Raw genomic sequence first — 23,798 nt, 5'->3', positions numbered from 1 at the left:
TACGTGCGGGCAGGTGCGCATGACCCTCGCCACCACGCTTCAAGCATTGCCTGAGATCGCCGGCACCCGTTTTTCTGATTGGGTCACCACATTGCCCGCGGCGGAAAAATCCGCCATTCTTTCGGCAGAAAACCTGTTGAATCCCTTGCTGAATGCCGCGCCCTATCTCACTGATCTGGCTGAGAAAAATTCAACATGGTTAACCAAAGCTTTATCTCAAAATCCTGACCAGGCCTTTGCTGATGTCCGCGCCGAAATTGCAAAGAGCGCACTTGAAGTAGAGGATGAGCCAGCGCTCAGCGGTGTGTTGCGCACGGCCAAGGCGCGCACGGCATTGCTGGCCGCCATCGCCGAAACAGGTGGCGTCTGGACCCCGGCGCAATCCACCTCGGCGCTCGCCGATCTCGCCGATTCAGCGCTCGAAGCCTGTCTGGATTTCCTCATGCACGAGGCCGCCACCAAAGGCCTCCTCACCATCCCGTCAGAAGAGGCGAGGGCCGCCAATTCGGGCCTCGCCATTTTTGCCCTCGGCAAGCATGGCGGCCGCGAACTGAACTATTCCTCCGACATCGATATCGTGGCTTTCTACGATGCCGAAGCGGGTATTCTGGTTGATCCGCTCGAAGCGAATAAATTCTACACGCGCATCATCCGCCACCTCGTCGCCTTGATGGAGGAACGCACGGAACTGGGCTATGTGTTCCGCACCGATTTGCGCCTGCGCCCGGACCCCGGCTCCACCCCCGTCGCGATCTCAACTGATTCAGCGCTGGTCTATTACGAAGCACGTGGCCAGAACTGGGAACGCGCCGCCTGGATCAAGGCGCGCCCTTGCGCCGGCGATATCACCGTCGCCAATGCCTTCCTGAAAGAACTGGTCCCCTTCATCTGGCGCAAACATCTCGACTTCGCCACCATTGCCGATATTCAGGCCATGAAGCGCCAGATCAATATCGCCCGCAATGTCGGCGCGGCCCGCGTCGAGGGTCATAATGTCAAACTCGGCCGCGGCGGCATTCGCGAGATCGAGTTCTTCACCCAGACCCAGCAATTGATCGCCGGCGGCCGCGACCCCGAGCTGCGCGTCAAACCGACGGTCGAAGCGCTCGCCGCGCTGGCGACCGCCAAATGGATTGCGCCCGAAACCGCCGAAGAGCTGACCCGAACCTATTGGTATCTCCGCGCGGTGGAGAACCGGCTGCAAATGATTCGCGACGAACAGACCCACACCCTGCCTGAAACCACAGCAGAGGTCGCGGTCATCGCACAGCTGATGGGCGAGGCTGATATCGAGGCGTTTAAAACCACCTATCGCGCCGCGCTTTCCACCACCATGCATTATTATGCCGAATTGTTCACCGAGGGCGAAACCCTCGCCACTGATATCGGCGATCTGGTCTTCACCGGCACTGATGATGACCCGGGCACGCTTGAAACCCTGCGCAATCTCGGCTTCACCGATCCGGCCAAAGCCTCGGCGACCGTGCGCAAATGGCATTATGGCAGCTATCCGGCCACAAGGGCTTCGGCATCACGCGCCCACCTCACCGAATTGCTGCCCACATTGCTCAAAACCATCGCCATGGGCGGCAATGCCGATGAGACGCTGGCCAAATTCGATCATTTCCTGTCGCGGTTCCCCGCCGGCGTGCAGCTGTTCTCGCTATTGCGCAGCCAGACCGCGCTCTGCCAGATGCTGATCGCCTTCATGGCCTCGGCCCCGCGCATGGCTGAAGCGGTCATTCACCGCGCCCATGTCATGGATGGCCTGATCGATCCCGCCTTCGCCGATGGCGTCACGCGCACAGATGTGCTCGTCGCCAAGGTCGATGATTTTCTGGGACAGGCCCTGTCCTATGAAGATCTCATCGATCGTGCCCGTATCATCGGGCAGGAGCAGAAATTCCTCATCTCCGCCGGGTTCATTTCCGGCACTGTCGATGCGGCACGGGCAGGGGAGCAGTTCACCGCCCTGGCCCAAACCCTGCTTGAGCGCCTGTTTGCCTCGGTCCGGCGCGAATTTGCCGTCCGCCATGGCGAAATCCCCGGTGCCGGTGTCGCCCTTTTGGCTTTCGGCAAGGTCGCCAGCCGGGAAATGACCCAGGCCTCCGATCTCGATTTCATCCTGCTTTATGATGCGCCCGGCGATGGCGTGGAATCTGACGGTGAAAAGCCGCTGGCCCCTTCGCATTATTTCGCGCGTCTCACCCAGCGCCTCGTCGCCGCCCTCTCGGCCCCCACCGCCGAAGGCGTGCTTTATGAAGCCGATATGCGCCTGCGCCCCTCCGGTAATGCGGGGCCCTTGGCCACCAGTCTTTCCAGCTTTATGGCCTACCAAAAGGATCATGCATGGACCTGGGAGCATCTGGCGCTCACCCGTGCCCGTGTGGTGACAGGCGCCAAGCCGGTAACCGAGCGGATCAATGCAGCGATTGCCGAAATCCTGGCCTTGCCCGCGGACCGGGAAAAAGTCGTTGATGATGTCGTCGCCATGCGCGAGCTGATGGCGCGGGAGCGCAAGCCCCGGCATCCCTTCGATCTGAAACTGGCCAATGGCGGCCTTGTGGATATCGAGTTCATGGCACAATCGGCACAATTGCTCGACAGCGCCAAAATCGATCTTCCCCAAGTGACAACCACCGCCGTTCTCGCTCGCATGGGTGCGCTCGGCATGCTGCCCGAGGCGGATCGGCTGATTGAAATCCACAAAACCTATTCAACCATTTTGCAGGCAATGAGCATTTGTCTGGCCAGCCCGTTCAAGGATGAGGGCTGGACCAATGCCTTCCGCGAGCTTTTGGCGGAACTCACCAATTATCCGAATTTCGAGCGGCTCGAAGCCGATCTGCCGGAAATGGCTGAAACCGTCACCAAGGCGGCAGCAAGCTGGTATGAAAGGGCGCGAGGCCTCTAGGCCGCCTGCGCAGCGCGGCTTGCCTTGCGCACCCGCAAGGGCAGCGAGATGGCAACCGTCGTGCCCACGGCGGGGCTGCTGTCAATGGCCAGCTCACCACCGCTCAATTCAGCGATGGCGCGGGAAATGGCAATCCCCAGCCCAACGCCATTGCCCTCGCGGGTGAACGCGGCATCACCCAGAACAAAAGGCTGCGACAGGTCTTTCAGCCGGTCTTCGGAAATCCCGATCCCGCTGTCGGATACTTCCAGCACCACACCATCTTCCGCAACCCATGCCGCCAGTTTGATCCGCCCGCCCGATGGGGTGAACTGAATGGCATTCTCGATGATATTGCCCAGCATCCGCTCCGTGCACAGCCGGTCGGCATAAAGATCGGTATCCTCGGGAGGATCGATGATGAGGGTCAGTCCGGCCCGTTCCGCATGGCTTTGGAAACGGCTCGCAGTTGACTTGATCAACTCAGCGACATTGAAGGTTTCCCGGCGGAGGATCAAATGCCCGCCCTCAAGCTGCGCCAGCTCCAGAATTTCGGAGAATGAGGTAAGAAGCTTCTCGCCGGAATTCTTTATATCATTGATATAATTGATATAACGCTTGTCACCAACCGGGCCGTATGTCTGGTGCACAATCAGGTCGGCAAAGCCGATAATATGGTTGAGCGGTGTGCGTACATCATGGCTGAGATGGGCCAGAAACGATGTCTTGGCGCGGCTCGCCGCTTCCGCCTTGAAGGTCTCTTCGCGCAATTGCTGGGTCAGCACGCGCTGCTCTTCCCGTGCATGGTCAAGCGCGGCCTGTGCTTGCTTCTGTTCTGAAATATCGCAAACAAGGGTCACAAAGCCCTCGGTTTGCAGCGGGCGCTCGTCGAGCAGAAAAACGGTGTCGTCAGGCCGGGTGATTTCAGACAGGCGACAGGCGGGCGCTTCGCTTAATAACAGACAGCCATTATCGCCTGTCACCTTTTTCATGGTTTTCACATAGGCGCTGCCCACCTTTGTGTCCGCCGCATCAAGTGCCAGATAGTCGCGGTAGAGTTGGTTGCAGGTAATCAGTTCGCCCGCCGCAGACCATTGCGCCATGCCAAAGGGCAGGGCCTCCATCGCCTCTTTCGGCCAGCTGTCGGGCAGGTTTAGCACTGTCTGGGGGCCTTGGGTTTGGCGGCGTCGCCAGGCCAGCATCATCACAAACACTGCAAGACCGCCGGCAAGGGTCGCGTCCCGCCACACGGGTGCCAGAGCAACTTCCTGCCGGATCGCGGTGATCACCTTGCCGGCGAGATTGCCAAGGGGTGCGCTGGCGCTGAAACGATTGCTCAGTGCTTGCTGAGGCGAAAATTCTCCCCCGGCTTCGGCTTCACCCGTCGCTGCGATCAGCCGGCCATCGTCCCCGGTCAGGTAGATGTCAAAACCCTGCGGAACCTGTTGCACCAGAAAGCCCAGAAGTGCCGGCGCACTTGTCGCGTCCACCTCGGACAGTTCAGCGGCCAGAAAGCGCGCCGTCAGGTCGAGCTGCGCATGGGTCTGTTCGATGGTGCGGGAATGTTCGTGGCTGACAAACAGGGTGGTTGCCACCACAACGCATGCCGAAACCAAAAGCCATTGCAACGAAATCTGTGTGAAGGGCGAGCGGCGATCATCCGGGCCCGGCGGGGCCGAAACAGGGGTTTCGAATCCCTGTGTGGCGGTTCCGGATACATCCGGCCGCTGGGGTGTTGTCGCCTGCTGTTGCAAGACTGCTCGCCTGTTTGATTTGCCTCGGTAAGAGATTGAATCAGTTAACAGACTCTTGTCCAGAGGCAATTTTTATCAAATTTTTTCATGGCCGAGATTCATGAATCGGATGAATCACTTAAGCCCCAAAAAAACTTGTCAGCCCTCCAGCGTGCGCGTCAGAATATCCGAAACATTGCGTGAAAGTCCCCCCGCGGTCGCCATCAGCGTCAGTGCTGATTTGGCCGCAGCCTTCCGGTTTGGCTCATAATTGGCCCAGCTGCGGAACGCCGTCAGTACCCGCGCGGCCACTTGCGGGTTGCGCCCGTCCACATCGCGGCAGAAGCTGGTGACAAAGCGGAACCCCGCCCCATCGATCCGCGCAAACTGCGCCACATTGGTCATGCCGAATGTGCCCACCAGCGAACGCAGCCGGTTCGGGTTGCTCTTCGGAAACTCCGGGCTGGCATAAATGGCGGCGACACGTTCAAGGCATTTGTCGTCCGGCGCCGAGGCGTTAAGGGCCAGCCATTTGTCGTAAACCAGCATGTCGCTGCCAAAGCGTGCCCGGAAGTCGTCGAGCAAAGCCTGCGCATCCGGCGTCCATGCGGCAACGATCGCGCCCAGTGCCGCCATCCGGTCGGTCATGTTATCAGTATCGGCATAATGCGCCCGCGCCAGGTCAGCGCTTTGCGCTTCTCCACCTGCAACCAGCAATGCCAGACATTGAGTGCGCAAGGCCCGCGCGCGCGTTGCTTCAGCGGCAATGGAATAAGGGTTGCTGATCTTGCCCAGCGCGTCATAGGCATCCTGCAGCTTGTGCGACAGTTGCGTACTGATCTCTTTCAGCAGGTCGCGGCGCACACTATGGATCACGCTCGGGTCGACATCTTTTGCCAGCGCCTGGGCTATATTCACTTCGCTCGGCAGCGCCATGGCGTGCGCCTTGAAGGCAGAGTCCAGATTGTCGTTTTCCAGTGTATCGCCCAGTGCCGTCGCCAGCGCGCTTGTCGCTTCCTTGTCAGCCAATTGCCCGCCATTGCGCACTGCGTCCAACATCAGGGTCATGGCCGCATCCTGCAGCGCCTGCCAGCGGTTGAATGGATCGCTGTCGTGCCGGGCCAGAAAAAGCCGGTCTGCCTGACTGGCCTTGGAAACCACCCGCACCGGTGCCGAAAAACCGCGAAACAGGGACGCTACGGGCCGGCTGCTCACGCCTTCAAAGGTCAAGTCCAACCGGTCCTTGTCCAGCACAATCATGTCGTTGGTCACTGTGCCGCCGCTGACAGAGGACCATTCGGTTGCATTGCCGTTCGGTCCGATCAGCCCGAATTTTACCGGCATGGCCATCGCCTGCTTGTCCGGCTGGCCCGGTGTGGGGGCCGTGTGCTGGCTCAGGCTCAACCGGTAGGTCTGGCTTTCTTGGTCCCAGTCCTCTTCCACGGTGACGGTCGGTGTGCCCGCCTGCAAATACCATTTGCCAAACTGACTGAGATCGCGCCCGCTCGAATCCTCAAACACTTTCAGCCAGGCCTCGATCGTTGTCGCGTCGCCGTCATGGCGTTCAAAATAAAGATCGGTCCCTTTGCGGAATTCTGTCTCGCCAAGAAATGTTGCCAGCATCCGAACAATCTCAGCGCCTTTTTCATAGACTGTGGCTGTATAGAAATTATTGATCTCCCGGAACTGCGCGGGACGCGCCGGATGGGCGAGGGGGCCGCCATCTTCGGGGAATTGCGCCATGCGCAAACCGCGCACATCCTCAATCCGCTTGACCGCGCGCGACCGCTCGTCCGAGGTGAATTCCTGGTCGCGGAAAACAGTCAGTCCTTCCTTAAGGCAAAGCTGGAACCAGTCCCGGCAAGTGATTCTGTTGCCGGTCCAATTGTGGAAATACTCATGCGCGATAATGCTCTCGATATGCGCATAGTCGGCATCCGTCGCCGTCTCGGGCCGAGCCAGCACATAACGGTCATTGAAGATATTCAGCCCCTTGTTTTCCATCGCGCCGAAATTGAAATCGCTCACGGCAACGATGTTGAAAACATCGAGATCATATTCCCGCCCGAACCGCTTCTCGTCCCAGGCCATAGAGCGCTTTAGCGCGTCCATTGCATAGGCGCATTGGTCTTCCTTGCCATGCTCGCAATAGATTGCAAGTGCCACATGGCGTCCGGATGCGGTGGTGAATGCATCCCGATACGCACCCAGATCGCCCGCGACCAGCGCAAACAAATAGGAGGGCTTGGGATGCGGATCGTGCCAAAGCGCAAAATGCCGCTTGTCCCCGTCATCGCCACTTTCCACAAGATTGCCATTGGCCAGCAGCACGGGCGCCAGCGTCTTGTCCGCGCTTACCCGCACCGTATAGGTCGAGAGAACGTCGGGCCGGTCGAGAAAATAGGTGATGCGGCGAAAGCCTTCGGGTTCGCACTGCGTGCACCACACGCCATTTGAACGATAAAGCCCCATCAGCTCGGTATTGTCTTCCGGGCTCAGCATCACTTCCGTCTCAAGCACAAACCGGCGGGAAGGTGGGGAAAACACGGTCAGCCCATCTGGCCCAGCTTCAAACAGGTCCAGCCCCAATGGCGCGCCATCGAGCGCGATCGATGTCAGCTCCAGCGCCTTGCCGTCCAGCACCAGCGGCGTATCCGGCGTCGTGCCTTCCGCGGGCTCAATCGTCAGCAATGCCGTGACTTTTGTGAGCTTGGGCTCAATCTCCACCCGCAGCTCTACCTTGGGAATAAGATAAGCGCTGGGCTTGTAGTCCTTGAGATATGTCGTTTGCTCGTTTTCAGTGCGCATCGCCAAAGCTCCCATCTAGAAACAACCAAACTTGTAAACTGTGGCCATTGGGTGACAGCCGATTCTCAGCTTTGGTGTAATCTGCTCGGCTGGCAACTACCTTGCTTGGATGCCCCCCGTCAATTTTGCTGATGGGCCATCGGGTGGCGGTCTACGCGTCGCTCCTCTGCGATCACGAAACGTATCGAGCGCGCAAAATCCACATAACGATCAGGTGCCTTATGCTGAGCTGGTTTGAACGCCGCCTCAACCCCTATCCAACCGACGACCTTTCAGTGCCACCGAAGGGGCTGTTCGGCTTTTGTATGCATTATATGCATGGGCTGAAACGTTGGCTGGCATTAATGGCGGTCCTCACCGCACTCATTGCCATTGCCGAGGTTTCGCTGTTCGGCTTCCTCGGCAATATCGTCGATTGGCTTGGCGAGGCCGACAAGACCAGCTTCCTCGATAATGAGGGCGGGCACCTTTTCGCAATGGGCGTGCTGGTCGTGGTTGTGCTGCCACTGATTGTATTTCTGCAAAACCAGGTCATCCATCAAACGCTGCTGGGCAATTTCCCCCAGCGCGTGCGCTGGATGCTGCATCGCTATTTGCTCCGCCAGTCCATGGGCTATTTTCAGGACGAGTTCGCCGGCCGTGTCGCTGCCAAGCTGATGCAGACATCACTGGCCGTGCGCGAAGTGGTGATGAAACTGCTCGACGTGCTCAATTACGTCATTGTTTATTTCATCGGTGCGGTCATTCTGGCTGCCGCCAATGACTGGCGGCTGGCTTTGCCGTTTCTGGTCTGGGTGGCCGCCTACGCCATGCTTTTGCGCTATTACGTGCCCCGCTTGCAGACAATCTCCGCAGCCCAGGCCGATGCACGCTCATTGATGACCGGCCGCGTCGTCGACAGTTACACCAATATCGCCACGGTCAAACTCTTCTCCCACTCCCGGCGCGAGGAAGCCTTTGCCCGTGAGGGCATGGATGAGTTCCTCGGCACGGTGCACGGGCAAATGCGGATTGTCACCAAGCTCTCTTCATCGCTCTATGTGCTCAATTCATTGCTGCTGTTCTCGGTCACCGCCGTTGGCATCGCCCTCTGGTTGCAGGATTTTGCCTCGGTCGGCGCCGTCGCAATTGCGGCGGGCCTGGCGCTGCGTTTCAACGGCATGTCGCAATGGATCATGTGGGAGATGTCAGCCTTGTTCGAAAATATCGGCACGGTGCAGGACGGCATAAATTCCTTCACTCTGCCGCGCGCGGTGGCAGACGCACCTGATGCAAAGCCGCTGACCAATGTGAAGGGTGCCATCGCTTTCAACGATGTCCATTTCCATTATGGCCGCGATGGCGGGATCATCGAAGGGCTTTCCCTCAGCATCAAGGCGGGCGAAAAAGTCGGTCTGGTCGGGCGCTCCGGCGCGGGAAAATCCACTCTGGTCAACCTGCTGTTGCGCTTCTATGACGTTGAAGGCGGCAGTGTGACCATCGACGGCACCGATATTGCCAAAGTCACCCAGGAAAGCCTGCGGGCCAATATCGGCGTGGTCAGCCAGGATACATCGCTGCTGCATCGCTCCGTGCGCGATAATATCGCCTATGGCCGGCCCGATGCCAGCGAGGCGGAAGTCCTTGCCGCCGCTCAAAAGGCAGAGGCGGCCGATTTCATCCCTGACCTGTCCGATGCGCGCGGCCGCACCGGTTATGACGCCCATGTGGGTGAGCGCGGTGTGCGCCTCTCCGGCGGTCAGCGGCAGCGCATTGCCATCGCCCGCGTTCTGCTCAAAAATGCACCGATCCTCGTGCTGGACGAAGCCACATCCGCCCTCGATTCAGAGGCGGAAGCGGCCATTCAAAGCCAGCTCGACAGCCTGATGCAGAAAAAGACTGTCATTGCCATTGCACATCGCCTTTCCACAATCGCGGCAATGGACCGGCTCATTGTTCTTGATGCCGGCAAGATCGTCGAGCAGGGAACCCATGCCGAATTGCTGGACAAGGGCGGGCATTATGCCCGGCTTTGGGCCCGTCAGTCCGGCGGGTTTCTTGATCTCGATACCGACGAGGCGGCCGCTGAATAGGCCGTCTTACCTTTCATATCAACCATCACACCAAGGAGAACTTCCATGAGTAACGTCGAAATCAACATCCCGAAAATGGCCCATCACGCTTTCAGCCATCACCGCGTCAAACGAAAATCCCTTTACAAGTCCTGGCTCGTTCAAAGATAGGAAACACGCCGGGGCTCCAATTGTGAGAGCCTTAAATGTTCAATTCACTTTTTGACTGGTTCGATGCCCGTTATCCGGCAACCGTTCTGGCCACAAATCCGCATCCGCCCAGCGGCCTTTTGCGGTTTTATACCTATTTCATCAAACAGTTCCGTGTTGGCATTGCCGCCAAGATGGCAACCACAGCCATCGGGGCCGGTCTGGATTCGCTGCTCCCCATCTTTTTGGGGCTGGTGGTCAACCTTGTGACAGAAACCACCCGCGGTGAGATGTTCACAACCCATGGGCCACTGCTGCTGATCATGGCTGCACTCATTCTGGTGCGGCCTCTGGTATGGACGCTCGATATCCTCACCCACTTCCATGCGGTCACGCCAAGCTTTGTCGACAGGATCCGCTGGCAATCCCACTGGCATGTCATGCGCCAGAGTTGGACCTTTTTTCAAAACGACTTCGCCGGACGCGTCGCCAACAAGGTAATGCAATCGGGTGAAGCACTTGAAATGAGCTTCATGCAACTGGTTGATGCGGTCTGGTATGCGCTGGTCTTCATCATTGTCGCCATGTTCGTGCTGGCAGGGCAAAGCCCCGTTTATGCATTGCCATTGGTGACATGGCTGCTGCTTTATGTGGTCTTGATGGCCTGGTTCATGCCGCTTATCTCCCGGCAGTCCGCACGCCTCTCCGAGGAAAAATCGATTGTCACGGGGCGGGTGGTGGATTGCTACACCAACGTTCAGACCCTGAAGACTTTCGCCAGCAGTGCCCGGGAAGATGCTTACGTTTCCGACGCGCTGGAGGGGCATGCGCATGAATTCCGCCAGTTGATGCGGATTTTCTCGCGCATGTGGATCACCCTGTTCGTCATCAACGCGCTGTTGATGGTCGGTACCGCATGGATCGTGCTTGATGGCTGGAACCGGGGTGCACTCTCCAATGGCGAGGTCATCACCATCATCCCGTTCATCTGGCAGATCGTGAATATCTCCGGCTGGATTCTGGATGTAGCCTCGAACATCTTCCGCAATATTGGCAATGTTCGCGACAGCATGGAAACCATCGCCAAACCTTTGACCATGAACGACAAGCCCGACGCAGAGACCATCAAGGTCTCCAAAGGCGAGATCGTTTATGAAAATGTCAGCTTCAACTATTGGAAGGGCGAAAAAGGCCAGGTTATCGGTGATTTCAATCTCACCATCAAACCGGGCGAAAAGGTCGGGCTGATCGGCCGCTCCGGGGCGGGCAAATCCACCCTGGTCAGCCTGTTGCTCCGCCTGTTCGACGTGGAGAAGGGCCGGGTGTTGATTGATGGTCAGGATGTGCGCGATGTGAGCCAGGACAGCCTGCGTCACGTCATCGGTCTGGTCAGTCAGGATACCTCGCTGCTGCACCGCTCAATCCGTGAAAACATCAAGTATGGCAAACCTGACGCCAGCGACGCGGAAATGATCGCTGCCGCAAAACAGGCGCACGTACACGATGTGGTCGAGGAACTGAGTGATCGCGACGGGCGTTCCGGTTACGATGCTCAGGTCGGCGAACGCGGTGTCAAACTGTCTGGCGGACAGCGGCAGCGTGTTGCCATTGCGCGCGTCTTGCTCAAGAATGCGCCGATCCTGCTTCTGGATGAAGCAACCTCTGCTCTCGACTCCGAGGTGGAAGCTGCAATTCAGGAACAATTGCAGGAGCTCATGCGTGACAAAACGGTCATCGCCATTGCCCACCGCCTCTCCACGATCGCTGCGATGGACAGGTTGGTGGTGATGGACAAGGGCCAGGTTGTTGAGCAGGGTACCCACGCAGAACTGCTGAAGACCGGCGGACATTATGCCCAGCTCTGGGCCCGTCAGTCTGGCGGGTTCCTTGATCTCGACAAACAGGATGTAACGGCTTGATCGTTGCGTTCTTGCCTTGAAGGGGGCGTCGAATGCCTTTTATTCTCTGGGTCAGCCACCTGTTCGAAAAATGGATTGACCCCTTTCGGCGCCCCGCTTTGTCACAGCCGCCAGATAATGTCTGGCGGTTTTTCTGGCATTATCTCAGCCAGGCCAAGCTCGCCCATCTTTCCCTGCTGGTGCTCACCGGCCTGGTCACATTGTTTGATGCCGTGTTCTTTTATTATATGGGCCGTCTGGTCGATATGCTGGATGGCAGCATTGCCAATGGCAACTGGAACGATTTTATCGGCCTTTACGGTTCTGAATTGCTCATCATGGTGGCTGTCATCGTCGTGGGGCGCTTTATGGCGCCAACCTTGCTGGCCCTCCTGGAGGGGCAAACCATAGGACGCAGTTTCAATTCTCTGGTCATGTGGCAGGCCTATACCCACGTGTCGCGCCAGAGCATGTCCTTCTTCAACGATGATTTTGCCGGGCGTCTGGTGACCAAGGTTTCACAGGCCGCCAGTGCCATGAGTGATTTCACCAGTGCTTTCATCCAGATCGCCTGGGCTTTTGCCATTTTCGCCATCACCACCATGGTGCTGTTCTTTCAGCTCGATTGGCGCATGCTCGCGCTGATTGTCGTCTGGTTGGTTACATTTGCCCTGATGGCATGGTATTTTGTGCCCCGCATGCGCGCCCGCGCCGCCGCCAATGCCGAGGCCAATTCAGTATTGAGCGGGCGTGTCGTTGATACTTTTTCCAATATCCAGACCCTTAAATTGTTCTCCAGCGAGGATGATGGCGACAATTATGTCCGGCAAGGTTTTACCCGTCAGCTCGAAGCCGCGACCATTCTGACCCGTCAGATCACGGGCATGCGCGCCGCGCTCGGCCTGCAGTCAACGCTGATGTTGCTGGCATTCGGGGCGCTCGCCATCCAGCTTTGGGCCGATGGCAAGATCACCGTCGGCGCGGTTGCCTTCTCGCTCAGCCTTGTTCTACGACTTAACATGATGCTGGGGCGATTAATGGGTCAGCTCAACGGGTTGATGCGCAGTTTCGGCGTTGTCCAGAACGCCATGGAAACCATTGCCCAACCGCTGCATCTCATGGATGCGCCTGATGCGACGATCCTTAAAACTGAAGGTGGCAGTATCCATTTCGACAATGTCAGCTTTGGTTATCTGGGCGATCGGGGTGTGGTGCATAACCTCAATCTCGAAATCCGGGCTGGCGAGCGGATCGGCCTTGTTGGGCGCTCAGGGGCCGGCAAATCGACGATCGTCAATCTTTTACTGCGTTTTTACGACGTGGATGCAGGTGCTGTGCTGATTGATGGTCAGAATATTTCAAAGGTTACCCAGGATTCGCTAAGAGCCAGTATTGGCGTTGTGACCCAGGATACCTCGCTGCTGCACCGTTCAATCCGGAATAATATCAAGGCGGGCAACCCAATGGCGGACGATGCGGCCATGATCGCCGCCGCCAAAAGCGCCGAGGCGCACGAGTTCATTCTCAAACTCGCAGATCAGCGTGGTCGCACCGGTTATGACGCCGAAGTGGGTGAGCGGGGTGTGAAACTGTCTGGCGGTCAGCGTCAGCGGGTGGCGATTGCCCGGGTTCTGCTCAAGAACGCGCCGATCCTTGTGCTGGATGAGGCAACAGCAGCGCTGGATTCAGAAGTGGAAGCGGCCATTCAAAGCCAGCTCGACCGGCTGATGCAAAACAAGACCGTCATTGCTATCGCGCATCGCTTGTCCACCATCGCGGCTATGGACCGGCTGATTATTCTTGATGAGGGGCATGTGATTGAGCAGGGAACCCACGACGAATTGCTGGCCAAAGGGGGGCATTATGCCCAGCTATGGGCACGGCAGTCAGGCGGGTTTCTGGATTTGGACCAGACCGAATAGCGCAAAAAAAAGCAAACGTTCTGATAAGCCAGAACGTTTGCTTTAGTCTCTTTTGTTCAACAGGCGTCGTATAACGTCATTGCCTGTATTCACACGGTATATGAATTTATGAATGCTGTTTCAAAGCTCCGGTTGTTGTGATTTCTGCACCGCGCTCATCGCCATTGCAATATAGGCGATAAAGCGTGTCCAGCATTGCTTCCACCTCATAGGAGGACAGTCTGTACATAATTGACTGGCCCGCGCGTCTGGTAGCCACAATGCCAAGCGCTCTGAGCTTGGCGAGATGTTGTGAAAGGGGCGATTGGCGTAGCTCAACGAGATCGGCGATCTCGCTTACACTCTTCTCCGAATCCAGCAGATGACAAAGGATCATCAGCCGTTTCTGATTGGCCATCGCGGCGAGCAGCTGGGTCATTTCCTCAGCGTGTTCTTGTATGTGGATTGCGTCCATTTTCAATCATTTTTAGAGTGCTAGGTGACGTCTTAAGTATTGCAGGTTGCCGTACACCTGCGGCTGGCACCAAGAACCATTCCCATTGCTCTTGATATCAGTCATGCTGAATCTATCACCGCAATAACTTCCGGTCTTGTATTTATCTGCTATTTCAGACCGCTTGCTTCCCGTCTAACCCGATTTTGAGTTCGTTATTCTCGCGACGGCGAAGCGGTCGAAAGAGTAATGATGACGGTTGGCGTCAGCTTTTATTGGGAAAATCAGACTTTCCCGTTACAGATTTAACAATGATGCGGCGGCAGCTGTTGAGGCTTTGGTAACCAGACACAAAACTTGTGAATAACCTGAATCTGTGTTCGGTCGCCTTTGTTTGTGCCTCGATTTCCACCAATTCCGGCAATCCGCAGGCAGGATTGACGGGCGCACGCTATTCATTTTCCCCGGCGCTTTCGGAATTGTAGCGGGTGTGGTTTAAGCTTGGGGCATGTTGTATTTCGGGGGAGGGGCAGATGACTGCGCGCGAAAATTCATCCGCAAATTTTGAATATGCCGAGATAGATCTCGGCGGCACATTTTCCCTTCACACATCTGCTCGGCCATCGCTCGACGCGACCATTACATTGCCTGGCGATGTGCACGCTGCATTGATTGGTTCAGGCGAAATTCCGGATCCCTATTTCGGCGACAACGAGCAGGCTGTGATGTGGGTCAGCGAAGTGCCCTGGACAGTCGAGCGGCACTTCGATGTCAGCGCCGAAATGGCCGAGGGCCATTTAACTTTGACCTTGGGTGAAATCGATTGCATCGCGGCCGTCAAACTGAACGGAAAATTGCTGGCACGCGTTGATAACCAGTTCATTCGTAACGATTTTAACGTCACCGGCAAAATTCATCCTGGCGAAAATACGTTAAGAATAGAGTTTGGCGTCGCGCGTGAAATCGCCAAAAAACGTTACGACGCGCACCCGTTTCCCATTCCGTATGCGCAGATGAATCAGCCCTATATGGCGCACATAAATTTCCTCCGAAAAGCTGCCTGTCATGGTGGCTGGGACTGGGGGATTTGCCTGATGCCCATTGGTGTCTATGGCACCATGAAACTGCGTCGATCAAGGCGGGCGCGCATTGAAAGCGTGCAGGTCACCCAGCAACACGGCAAGGACAGCTGCGACCTGATAATCACCACCCGCGTCCATGCCTTTGCCGATGGCGAGGTTGCGCTTTCACACACCATCGATGGTCAGCAGGTCGGGGGCAAAAAGCGGGTGGTCGCGGGTGAAAATATCCTCATTGAGAGGGTGCGAATCACTAATCCGCAGATTTGGTGGCCTTTTGGGCAGGGCAAGCAGCCTCTTTATCCCCTCACCACGAATCTGGATGGTGAATTCACGAAGCGTGAAATTGGCCTTCGGAATCTTGAGTGGATCGTCGAAAAAGACGCTATCGATCATGCATTCAAATGCCGGGTCAATGGCCGCGACATCACCATGCTCGGCGCCAACTGGATCCCTGCCGATGCAATTCCCTCGCGCATCACCAAAGAGGTGGTGCGCGACCTGCTTGAAAGTGCAGTCGCTGCCAATATGAACATGATCCGCGTCTGGGGCGGCGGGCAGTATGAGCCGGATTATTTTTACGAGATTTGCGACGAGCTAGGTATTCTCGTCTGGCACGATTTCATGTTCTCGTGCATGTCCTATCCCACCAATCCCGAAATGCTCGACAGCATTCGCACCGAAATCACCCAGCAAGTGCGCCGCCTCAGCCATCACGCCTGCATTGCGCTGTGGTGTGGCGACAATGAAGTCATCGGTTCGATCAACTGGTACGAGGAAACGCGCAACAACCGGGACCGTTTCGTCGCCAATTACGACCGGCTCTCCAACTTGCTGGCCGGCATTGTCGCCGAGGAAGATCCCGGCCGCCGCTTCTGGCCGTCCTCGCCCTCGCTCGGCTATATGGATTTCGCCGATGGCTGGCACATCGATACCCGCGGTGACATGCATTACTGGGATGTCTGGCACTCGGCCAAACCGTTTGAGGCCTATCGCACGGTCAACCCGCGCTTCGCTTCCGAATTCGGCTTCCAGTCTTTCACCTCGATGAATGTCATCGAAAGCTTTACGACGCCCGAAGACCGCAATCCCTCATCTCCTGTGATGGAAACCCATCAGCGCAATGATGGCGGCAATGCCCGTATTCTGGAGACAATGTGCCGCTATTTTCGTTTCCCAAAGGGGTTCGCGGAAATGGTGTTTCTCAGCCAGGTGCAACAGGGCCTCGCCATCAAGACGGCGATTGAATACTGGCGCTCCACCAAGCCGCGCTGCATGGGCACGCTGTTCTGGCAGATCAACGATTGCTGGCCGGTCGCCAGCTGGGCGTCGCTCGATTATGGCGGGCAGTGGAAATTGCTGCACTACATGGCCCGCCGCTTCTTCCTGGCCCAAAACGTTGTCGCTATCCCCGATACGGCCAAAAATGCCATCGTGCTGAGAGGCATCAACGACAGCGCCGGTAAGGCAGAGATCAATCTCACGGTCAGTGCCGTCCATACCAATGGCAATATCCGCCCGCTGCACCAAGGCCAGCACAGCCTTAACCCGGACAAGGCCATCGATCTCCTCCGTCTCCCCCTTGCCGATCTGGCGGCGGGCGAATTCCTGTTCTTTGAATGGTCCGACAAGGACGGTGTGCTGCTGGGCGAAAACGACTTCTTCCCCCGCGCCTATAAATATTACGAGATTGAAGCCGCGCGGATCAAAGCAACATGGTCCAGCCCGGACGGCAAACCGGTCCTGACCCTGACCACCGACAAGCCAGCCTTTTTCGTCACCGCTACCACCGATATACCGGGCTATTTCTCCGACAATGCGGTCACGCTTCTGCCCGGCCGCGAAACCTCGCTGAGCTTCACCCCCCGAAAAGGTGCCAACCCAAGCCAGGCAGCTTTGGCCAAGGGATTAAAACTTCAGCACTTGCGCGAAACCTATTGATCGCACCTTACCCAAACCCTTTGACGGGCTTATAGTCCGCCCAAAATCCGCAATTTTATAAAACTACTCGGAGTTTTAAGTGTCACAGGCCTCCATCAAGCGCAGCCAGGTCAACCAGATCATGCGCGAAAGCGACGAATTCATCCGTTCCTTCGGCTACATCATGCCGCCTTTCGCCTATTGGTCGCCGGCCGAAATGCAGGCGCGCAAGGCTGAGATTGCCAATATCATCGATGCGGGCCTCGGCTGGGATATTTCCGATTATGGCCTTGGAAATTTTGCCGAAACAGGCCTGTTCCTGTTCACGGTGCGCAACGGCAATGTCGATGATCTGAAAAAAGGCACCGGCATGCTCTACGCCGAAAAGGCGATGATCAGCCGCGAGAATCAGTATTCCCCCATGCACCGCCATAATCTGAAGGCTGAAGACATTATCAATCGTGGCGGTGGCACTCTAGTCATCGAACTGTTCGGCGACACCGACGGCAAATGCGATCGCTCAAAGGGCACGGTCGTTCATACGGACGGCATCCGCCGCGAACTCGAACCCGGCCACAAACTGCGTTTGGCTCCCGGCGAAAGTGTCACCCTGATGCCCAACGAACACTGGCATGCCTTCTGGGGTGAGGGGGGTGATGTGTTCATCGGCGAGGTGTCCACCGTCAACGACGACAATACCGACAATGTGTTCGAGGACCCGCGCATCTCCCGCTTTTCCGGCATCGAGGAAGACGAAGAGCCGCTGCACCTCCTGGTCAGCGATTATCCGAAATGGCTTGGTTGAGGGCAGGGGCGGCCACATCCAAACCCTCATCCGTCGGGCTCAGGATGAGGCTGGGCGCCCACCGCCAAGGTCTCCGCCGTCATCCGGGGCGCCAATCCCCGCCCCAAATGCATTATCGGCAATTCTGTATACAACGGGATTGTCACGTCGCCTGCCATCACGCTAGAAAAGGGGCACGCAACAAAAGCAGCATGTGCCCCGGTTCCCGCGAGCGCACATGAGAGGAGATATGATGCCTAACGGAAAGCCCCCCTTTCGCGCCGATCACGTCGGCAGCTTCTTGCGCCCGCATCGGCTTGCCGAAGCGCGCGAAAAATTCTTCCGCGACGCGCTGCCCGCCGCCGAATTGCGCGCGCTTGAAGACGAATGCATCAATGAACTTGTGCAAAAACAAAAGGATGTGGGGCTAAAGGGCATCACCGATGGCGAATTGCGCCGCACCTTTTTCCACGTCGATTTTCTTGAGCACCTTGATGGCGTCGACGTTACCTATGGCGAGTTCAAAACCGGTTTCCGCAAGGATGACGGCACAGAAGTTGGCTTCCGTCCGCCCACCATGCACGTCAATGGCAAGCTCAAGCACGTCAAGCCGATTCAGGGTGCGGATTTCGATTTCCTCAAAAAATCCGTCGGGCCGGACCACACGCCAAAAGTTTGTATACCGGCGCCCTCTATGCTGCACTTCCGCGGCGGGCGTGATGCCATCTCAGAAGCGGTTTATCCAGATCTTGAAGCCTTTTATGAAGATTTGACCGCGGCCTATCGTGCTGAAGTCAAGGATCTGGCAGACCGTGGTTGCCGTTATCTGCAGATGGACGACACCAATCTGGCCTATCTCTGCGATCCAGAGATCCGGGCGCGCACAGCCGCCCGTGGCGATGATCCCGATGCGCTCACCAAGCTCTATTGCCGCCTGGTCAATGATTCCATCAAGGACAAGCCCGACGATATGGTGATCTCCATTCACCTGTGCCGTGGCAATTTCAAAAGCGCCTGGGTCGCGCAGGGCGGTTACGAACCCGTTGCTGAAATCCTGTTCAACGAAATGGCCATTGATGGCTTCTTCCTTGAATATGATGATGAGCGTTCCGGCGATTTTGCCCCGCTGCGCCACATGCCCAAGGGTAAAACCGTGGTGCTCGGGCTGATGAGTTCGAAAAAGGTTGATGTTGAAAGCGCCGATGCCATCAAGACCCGCATCGATGAAGCGTCGAAATATGTGCCGCTCGATCAGTGCGCGCTGTCACATCAATGCGGTTTCTCCTCCACCGCTCATGGCAATGATCTGGTGGAAAAGGATCAATGGGACAAGCTCGAACGTTGCGTTGAAGTGGCGATGGATGTTTGGGGCGAAGTCTAGCCCCCCGCGTCATTCCCGTTTCAGGGGGATGACACGATAATTGAGATGATATCCAGAGCGGTTCCGGCCTTGCCGAAACCGCTCTGCCGTCATTTGGAGCGCCAAAGGCGCGCGGCAATCCGGCAGCGGCGTGTGCAATTTACAAACTATCCTATCCCCTGATCGCTTTCTGCCGGTGTGGATGACGGGTTATGGCCACGCGCGTCGAGCTCGAGGGTGACGAATAGGTGAAACGGGTGGCTTGTTTGTGGGCTGGGTACTGGAGGGCTTGGGGCCACAGCGTCATTCCCGCGCAGGCGGGAATGACGAGGAGCGGACTTGTGTCATCTCCCTCCCCTTGATGGGGAGGGTGGCCCGGCAAAGCCGGGTCGGGTGGGGTGGAGCCACAAGTTCGGTATTGGCGGAGAGATTGCAGAGCCCCTGTTTGGCCCTGTCGGGCCGCCCCCAACCCTTGATCCCTCCCGACGAGGGGGAGGGAGAAGAAGGGCCCGCACGCAATCCTTTTCCAATCTCTCCGGCGTCATTGCTTAAGCACCGCTCGCGATGACAAAAGCTGTTTCCAGCAAAACCTGAACGGCTCTAGTTTTCCTGCGCTGTGACATCACGAATGGTCTGCATCAGCATGATCATTTGCGGTGAAAGGGTGGCGTCGCCTCTCGTGGTCAGCCCCACTGAGCCGCGGGTTTCGCTGGTATCGACCGGCAGCGTGGCAAAACTGCCCTGCGCCACCTCATTGGCGACCACCCCGAACGAAATAATCCACACCGCATCATTGCTGCGTACAAAGGCGCGGCCAAAACTGTCTGAGACCGTTTCGATCAGTGTCGGCAGGTCCACAAGGCCATGGGTGATCAAAAACCGGTCGACAAACGGACGGATCACCGAGCCGGGCGGGGGCATCAGCACGGGAAATTCGCCAATCCGGTCAAAGGCCAGCTTGTCACTGGCCAGAAGCGGATGCCCCTTGCGCACCACAAAGGCAATCTGTTCGGAATAAAGATGTTCAAAGGCCAGTCCCTGCATGAGCTCGGGCGCGGCAAGCCGTCCCACCACCATATCAAGGTCGCCCACGCGCAACTGGTTGAGCATCACCGTGTTTTCGCCGGTGACCACCCGGATGCCCGTCCCGCTTTCCTCTTTGAGAAATAATTCGACCGCCTTGGGCATTACCCGGGCCGAAACAGTCGGCAATGCCCCCACCCGAACCGTAGGCCCACGCCCGCCCAGCTCACGCTTGACGGAATCGATGCCTTGCTGGATGGCGGCAACGCTGGTGCCGGCATGACGCAGAAATACCTCACCCTGCCGCGTGATGCGTATGCCGCGCCCGTCTTTTTCCACCAGCTTGGTGCCCAGAACGGCCTCCAGCTCGCGAATGGTCTTGGTCACCGCCGGCTGGCTGACATGAAGCATTTCCGCGGCTGTGCTCACGCTTTTTTGCCGCGCAACTTCCAAAAATGTCTGCAAATGCCGGAATCGAACCCGTAATTGCGACATCAGCACCCTCCAAATAACCACCTCGTTATAGGATAGGGCGAAAACATCAATTTACCTAACCAAAAAATGCTAGAATAATCGCCAAACTTAAAATTGCTTTGGCCTGGGGCAGCTTGAGGCAGACAGACCGTGCCGGTGCGCTATGATGAAAAATCGGGCGCAACGGGTAGTGGAGGTATAATGCTGGCGACTTTGGAAAAATGGGTGGAGGGACTGGTCAAGACCGTCGCCATCCTTGGGGGCATTGTTTTGGCTGCAATAGCCATTATGACGGCCGTGAGTATTATCGGCCGGGCGCTCTTGCCTCTCGGTTTGCGGCCGGTGCCGGGCGATTTTGAACTGGTTGAGGCAGGCACGGCATTTGTTGTCACGGCCTTTTTCCCATGGTGTCAGTTGCGGCGCGGCCATGCCAGCGTGTCCATCCTCACTGATTTGTTGGGCATGCGTGCCAATTTGGTCATCGATTTGATTGCCGACGCGCTATTGCTTTTTGCGGCAGTCATCATGACCTGGCGTCACATTTACGGCATGCTCGACAAGCAGGCCTATGGCGAAACCACCTTCATTCTGCAATTCCCGCTTTGGTGGGCCTACGCCTTGTGCGTCATCGGCCTTGTTACCTGGGTAATCGCCGGGCTTTGGGCTGTTGTGGGTGACATCAGAGCACTTATGCGCAACCAACGGCGCGTTGAAGATGCAGGAGCGATACATTGACCAGTCTAGAAATCGGCCTCTGGTCATTTCCCTTTTTGCTGTTGCTGATCTTCATCCGCATTCCAATCGGTCTGGCGATGTTGATTGTCGGCGTGCTCGGCAATTATTTCGTGCGCGGCTCCTTCACGCCTATCCTGGCCCAGATGAAGGACCTGAGCTTCTCAACCTTTTCCGCATACTCCCTTTCCATCATTCCGCTGTTTTTGCTCATGGGGCAGTTCGCAGCATTGGGCGGTATGTCGCAATCCCTGTTCAAGGCCGCAGCGACATGGCTCGGCCACCGTCGGGGCGGGGTTGCCATGGCAGCGGTGGGGGCATGTGCCGGTTTCGGTGCCATTTGCGGCTCCTCTTTGGCAACTGCGGCCACGATGGGGCAGGTCGCCCTGCCGGAACTAAAACGTTACGGATATTCAGGTGCGCTCTCCACGGGCGCACTCGCAGCGGGTGGAACCTTGGGCATTCTCATCCCGCCATCAGTTATTCTGGTGATCTATGCCATCCTGACTGAACAGAATATCGCCAAGCTCTTTGTCGCCGCGTTCGTTCCGGGCATTCTGGCAGCGATTGGTTATATGATCGCCATTTCCATCTATGTCCGCCTCAAGCCGGATTCCGCCGGCAGCAGGGCCCGTGCCCCTTACCGCGAGCGTTTTGCCGCTCTGATGGGTGTCTGGCCTGTGCTGATTGTTTTCTTTCTGGTGGTCGGCGGCATCTATTTTGGCTGGTTCACGCCAACCGAGGCTGCAGGTATTGGTGCGGTCGGCACCGGCGTAATTGCCCTGCTCAACGGCGGGTTGACGCGCAAGACCTTTATCGAGGCCATTCTGGTCACGGCGTCCGCCACCGCGATGATCTTCCTCATCGTCTTCGGTGCCAATGTCTACAATGCCTTCCTCGCCCTGTCGCAATTGCCACAGGAAGCGGCGGCTTTTGTCACCGCCCAGGGGTTCAACCCGTGGCTGGTGCTGGCCATCATTCTGTTGCTCTACATGGTGTTTGGCTGCGTCATGGATTCACTTTCCATGATCCTTTTGACCATTCCCATTTTCTTTCCCATCGTCTCCGTCTTGGATTTCGGTTTGCCGCCGGGAGAATTCGGGCTGTGGTTCGGCATTCTGGTGCTCATCGTGGTTGAGGTGGGGCTGATCACGCCACCGGTGGGCATGAATCTGTTCATCATCAACAGCATGGCCAAGGATACCTCCATGCTCGACACTTATAAGGGTGTCTTGCCCTTCGTCATTTCCGATGTGATCCGCGTAATCATTCTGACCGCGTTCCCGGTCATCTCGCTCTTTGTTGTCCGTTGGCTGTATTGATGAGGAATATCGAATAATGCGCAAACAGGTTGCGATCATAGGTTCCGGTCCTGCCGGTTTGTTTCTGGGGGCTTTGCTCGAAAAGTCAGGCATCGACACCATAATCCTTGAGCGGCGTTCGCAGGACTACGTGCTGGGCCGCATCCGTGCCGGTGTGCTTGAACAGGGCACGATGGAAATGCTGGATGCAGTGGGCTGTGGTGCGCGCATGCGTGAGGAGGGGCTAATCCATGACGGGTTCGATCTGACCTTTGATGGGCGTCGCCATCGTATCGACCTGTCCGAATTGACCGGCGGGAAAACGGTGATGGTCTATGGCCAGACGGAAGTCACCCGTGACCTCATGGATGGGCGTGATGCGGCGGGCCATGCGATCGTTTACGAGGCGGAGAATGTCACCCCTCACGATTTCGACAGCGCCAGGCCCTATGTCACCTATGACAAGGACGGCGTAAGTCAGCGCGTTGACTGCGATGTCATTGTCGGCTGCGATGGTTTTCACGGCGTTTGCCGCAAATCCGTGCCCGAGGGCAGCATCACGGAATTCGAAAAGGTCTATCCCTTCGGTTGGCTTGGGGTCTTGGCCGATGTGAAGCCCGTCGCTGACGAGCTGGTTTATGCCAATCACAGCCGTGGTTTTGCCCTGTGTTCCATGCGCTCGCTCACCCGCAGCCGCTATTACGTGCAGTGCGATCTCTCCGACAAGGTCGAGAACTGGAGCGATGATGCCTTTTGGGATGAATTGCGCCGGCGTCTCCCCCCGAAGCTGGCCGAGGCGGTCAATACCGGGCCATCAATCGAAAAATCCATTGCCCCTTTGCGTTCCTTCGTTGCCGAACCCCTGACCTTCGGGCGCATGCTGCTGTGCGGCGATGCCGGCCATATCGTGCCGCCCACCGGTGCCAAGGGGCTCAACCTCGCTGCCAGCGATGTTTTCTATGCCAGCGAAGCCATCCGTGACTTTCTTGACGACGGCAATGAAAAAAGCCTCAAGCACTATTCCACCCGCGCCCTCAAGCGCATCTGGAAGGCTGAACGGTTCTCCTGGTGGATGACCTCCATCCTGCACCGCTTCCCGGCAGACGGTGATTTCAATCAGAAAATCCAGGAAGCTGAACTGGATTACCTGGTCCACTCAAAAAATGCCTCGGCATCGCTCGCTGAAAATTATGTGGGCCTGCCTTATTGACGGGGAAATCCAAAACCTTTCCAAACC

14 protein-coding genes are annotated in these 23,798 nt (G+C 57.2%); 10 read left to right on the top strand and 4 right to left on the bottom strand.

Annotated features, from left to right (window positions below; all coding sequences use genetic code 11):
- Nucleotides 1-19 precede the first annotated feature (19 nt).
- A complete protein-coding gene (locus L1P08_RS06910) occupies nt 20-2,914 on the top strand; it encodes a bifunctional [glutamine synthetase] adenylyltransferase/[glutamine synthetase]-adenylyl-L-tyrosine phosphorylase (RefSeq protein WP_303619266.1) in 2,895 nt (964 codons plus the stop codon).
- Here L1P08_RS06910 and L1P08_RS06905 read toward each other — a convergent pair.
- Nucleotides 2,911-4,647 carry a sensor histidine kinase gene (locus tag L1P08_RS06905; RefSeq protein WP_303619265.1) on the bottom strand — a complete coding sequence of 579 codons (1,737 nt, stop codon included), beginning with the start codon at nt 4,645-4,647 and terminating at the stop codon, nt 2,911-2,913. The two genes, L1P08_RS06910 and L1P08_RS06905, sit on opposite strands and share 4 nt — an antisense overlap.
- A gap of 138 nt (nt 4,648-4,785) precedes the next feature.
- Entirely contained in the window at nt 4,786-7,434 is a 2,649-nt protein-coding gene (pepN, locus tag L1P08_RS06900; RefSeq protein ID WP_303619264.1) for an aminopeptidase N, read from the bottom strand.
- Nucleotides 7,435-7,655: 221 nt separating this feature from the next.
- On the opposite strand from pepN, the gene L1P08_RS06895 reads away from it, so the two are divergent.
- The 3 genes from L1P08_RS06895 (at nt 7,656) to L1P08_RS06885 (ending at nt 13,455) form a co-directional block, all read left to right on the top strand.
- Nucleotides 7,656-9,506, top strand: a complete 1,851-nt coding sequence (locus L1P08_RS06895; RefSeq protein ID WP_303619263.1) for an ABC transporter ATP-binding protein — start codon at nt 7,656-7,658, stop codon at nt 9,504-9,506.
- Nucleotides 9,507-9,691: 185 nt separating this feature from the next.
- Nucleotides 9,692-11,554: an ABC transporter ATP-binding protein gene (locus L1P08_RS06890; protein ID WP_303619262.1), complete on the top strand. Its 1,863-nt coding sequence runs from the start codon at nt 9,692-9,694 to the stop codon at nt 11,552-11,554.
- A gap of 32 nt (nt 11,555-11,586) precedes the next feature.
- Entirely contained in the window at nt 11,587-13,455 is a 1,869-nt protein-coding gene (locus L1P08_RS06885) for an ABC transporter ATP-binding protein (protein ID WP_303619261.1), read from the top strand.
- 106 nt (nt 13,456-13,561) lie between these two features.
- On the opposite strand, the gene L1P08_RS06880 is transcribed toward L1P08_RS06885, so the two are convergent.
- Entirely contained in the window at nt 13,562-13,873 is a 312-nt protein-coding gene (locus tag L1P08_RS06880; protein ID WP_368077128.1) for an ArsR/SmtB family transcription factor, read from the bottom strand.
- Between the two features lie 548 nt (nt 13,874-14,421).
- Here L1P08_RS06880 and L1P08_RS06875 point away from each other — a divergent pair.
- The 3 genes from L1P08_RS06875 (at nt 14,422) to L1P08_RS06865 (ending at nt 19,052) form a co-directional block, all read left to right on the top strand.
- Nucleotides 14,422-16,908 (top strand): beta-mannosidase, encoded by a 2,487-nt coding sequence (locus L1P08_RS06875; RefSeq protein ID WP_303619259.1) that lies wholly within the window; start codon nt 14,422-14,424, stop codon nt 16,906-16,908.
- 94 nt (nt 16,909-17,002) lie between these two features.
- Nucleotides 17,003-17,692 carry a D-lyxose/D-mannose family sugar isomerase gene (locus tag L1P08_RS06870; protein ID WP_303619507.1) on the top strand — a complete coding sequence of 230 codons (690 nt, stop codon included), beginning with the start codon at nt 17,003-17,005 and terminating at the stop codon, nt 17,690-17,692.
- Nucleotides 17,693-17,924: 232 nt separating this feature from the next.
- Entirely contained in the window at nt 17,925-19,052 is a 1,128-nt protein-coding gene (locus tag L1P08_RS06865; protein ID WP_303619258.1) for a 5-methyltetrahydropteroyltriglutamate--homocysteine S-methyltransferase, read from the top strand.
- A gap of 579 nt (nt 19,053-19,631) precedes the next feature.
- Here L1P08_RS06865 and pcaQ read toward each other — a convergent pair.
- Nucleotides 19,632-20,549 (bottom strand): pca operon transcription factor PcaQ, encoded by a 918-nt coding sequence (gene pcaQ / locus L1P08_RS06860; protein WP_303619257.1) that lies wholly within the window; start codon nt 20,547-20,549, stop codon nt 19,632-19,634.
- A gap of 180 nt (nt 20,550-20,729) precedes the next feature.
- Between pcaQ and L1P08_RS06855 the strand changes: the two genes are divergently transcribed.
- Genes L1P08_RS06855 through pobA form a run of 3 tightly spaced genes read left to right on the top strand, consistent with a single transcriptional unit; the run spans nt 20,730 to nt 23,771 of the window.
- Entirely contained in the window at nt 20,730-21,263 is a 534-nt protein-coding gene (locus L1P08_RS06855) for a TRAP transporter small permease (protein ID WP_303619256.1), read from the top strand.
- Nucleotides 21,260-22,582, top strand: a complete 1,323-nt coding sequence (locus tag L1P08_RS06850; RefSeq protein ID WP_303619255.1) for a TRAP transporter large permease — start codon at nt 21,260-21,262, stop codon at nt 22,580-22,582. Before L1P08_RS06855 ends, L1P08_RS06850 begins: the two co-directional genes overlap by 4 nt.
- A gap of 16 nt (nt 22,583-22,598) precedes the next feature.
- The gene (pobA, locus tag L1P08_RS06845; RefSeq protein ID WP_303619254.1) at nt 22,599-23,771 is read left to right on the top strand and encodes a 4-hydroxybenzoate 3-monooxygenase; all 1,173 of its coding nucleotides are present in this window, start codon (nt 22,599-22,601) and stop codon (nt 23,769-23,771) included.
- The last annotated feature ends 27 nt before the right edge of the window (nt 23,772-23,798 follow it).

The sequence above is a fragment of the Mariluticola halotolerans genome (assembly GCF_021611515.1).
In the GTDB taxonomy this organism is placed as follows: domain Bacteria; phylum Pseudomonadota; class Alphaproteobacteria; order Rhizobiales; family Devosiaceae; genus Mariluticola; species Mariluticola halotolerans.
Note: the sequence above shows the minus strand (reverse complement) of the source record. Positions and strands in the feature narration are given on the sequence as shown.

Bases quoted from the DNA above. Each gene is read 5' to 3' on its own strand.
- L1P08_RS06910 (WP_303619266.1), top strand. From the start codon at position 20: ATGACCCTCGCCACCACGCTTCAAGCATTGCCTGAGATCGCCGGCACC.
- pepN (WP_303619264.1), bottom strand. From the start codon at position 7,434: ATGCGCACTGAAAACGAGCAAACGACATATCTCAAGGACTACAAGCCC.
- L1P08_RS06895 (WP_303619263.1), top strand. From the start codon at position 7,656: ATGCTGAGCTGGTTTGAACGCCGCCTCAACCCCTATCCAACCGACGAC.
- L1P08_RS06890 (WP_303619262.1), top strand. From the start codon at position 9,692: ATGTTCAATTCACTTTTTGACTGGTTCGATGCCCGTTATCCGGCAACC.
- L1P08_RS06885 (WP_303619261.1), top strand. From the start codon at position 11,587: ATGCCTTTTATTCTCTGGGTCAGCCACCTGTTCGAAAAATGGATTGAC.
- L1P08_RS06880 (WP_368077128.1), bottom strand. From the start codon at position 13,873: ATGACCCAGCTGCTCGCCGCGATGGCCAATCAGAAACGGCTGATGATC.
- L1P08_RS06875 (WP_303619259.1), top strand. From the start codon at position 14,422: ATGACTGCGCGCGAAAATTCATCCGCAAATTTTGAATATGCCGAGATA.
- L1P08_RS06865 (WP_303619258.1), top strand. From the start codon at position 17,925: ATGCCTAACGGAAAGCCCCCCTTTCGCGCCGATCACGTCGGCAGCTTC.
- pcaQ (WP_303619257.1), bottom strand. From the start codon at position 20,549: ATGTCGCAATTACGGGTTCGATTCCGGCATTTGCAGACATTTTTGGAA.
- L1P08_RS06855 (WP_303619256.1), top strand. From the start codon at position 20,730: ATGCTGGCGACTTTGGAAAAATGGGTGGAGGGACTGGTCAAGACCGTC.
- pobA (WP_303619254.1), top strand. From the start codon at position 22,599: ATGCGCAAACAGGTTGCGATCATAGGTTCCGGTCCTGCCGGTTTGTTT.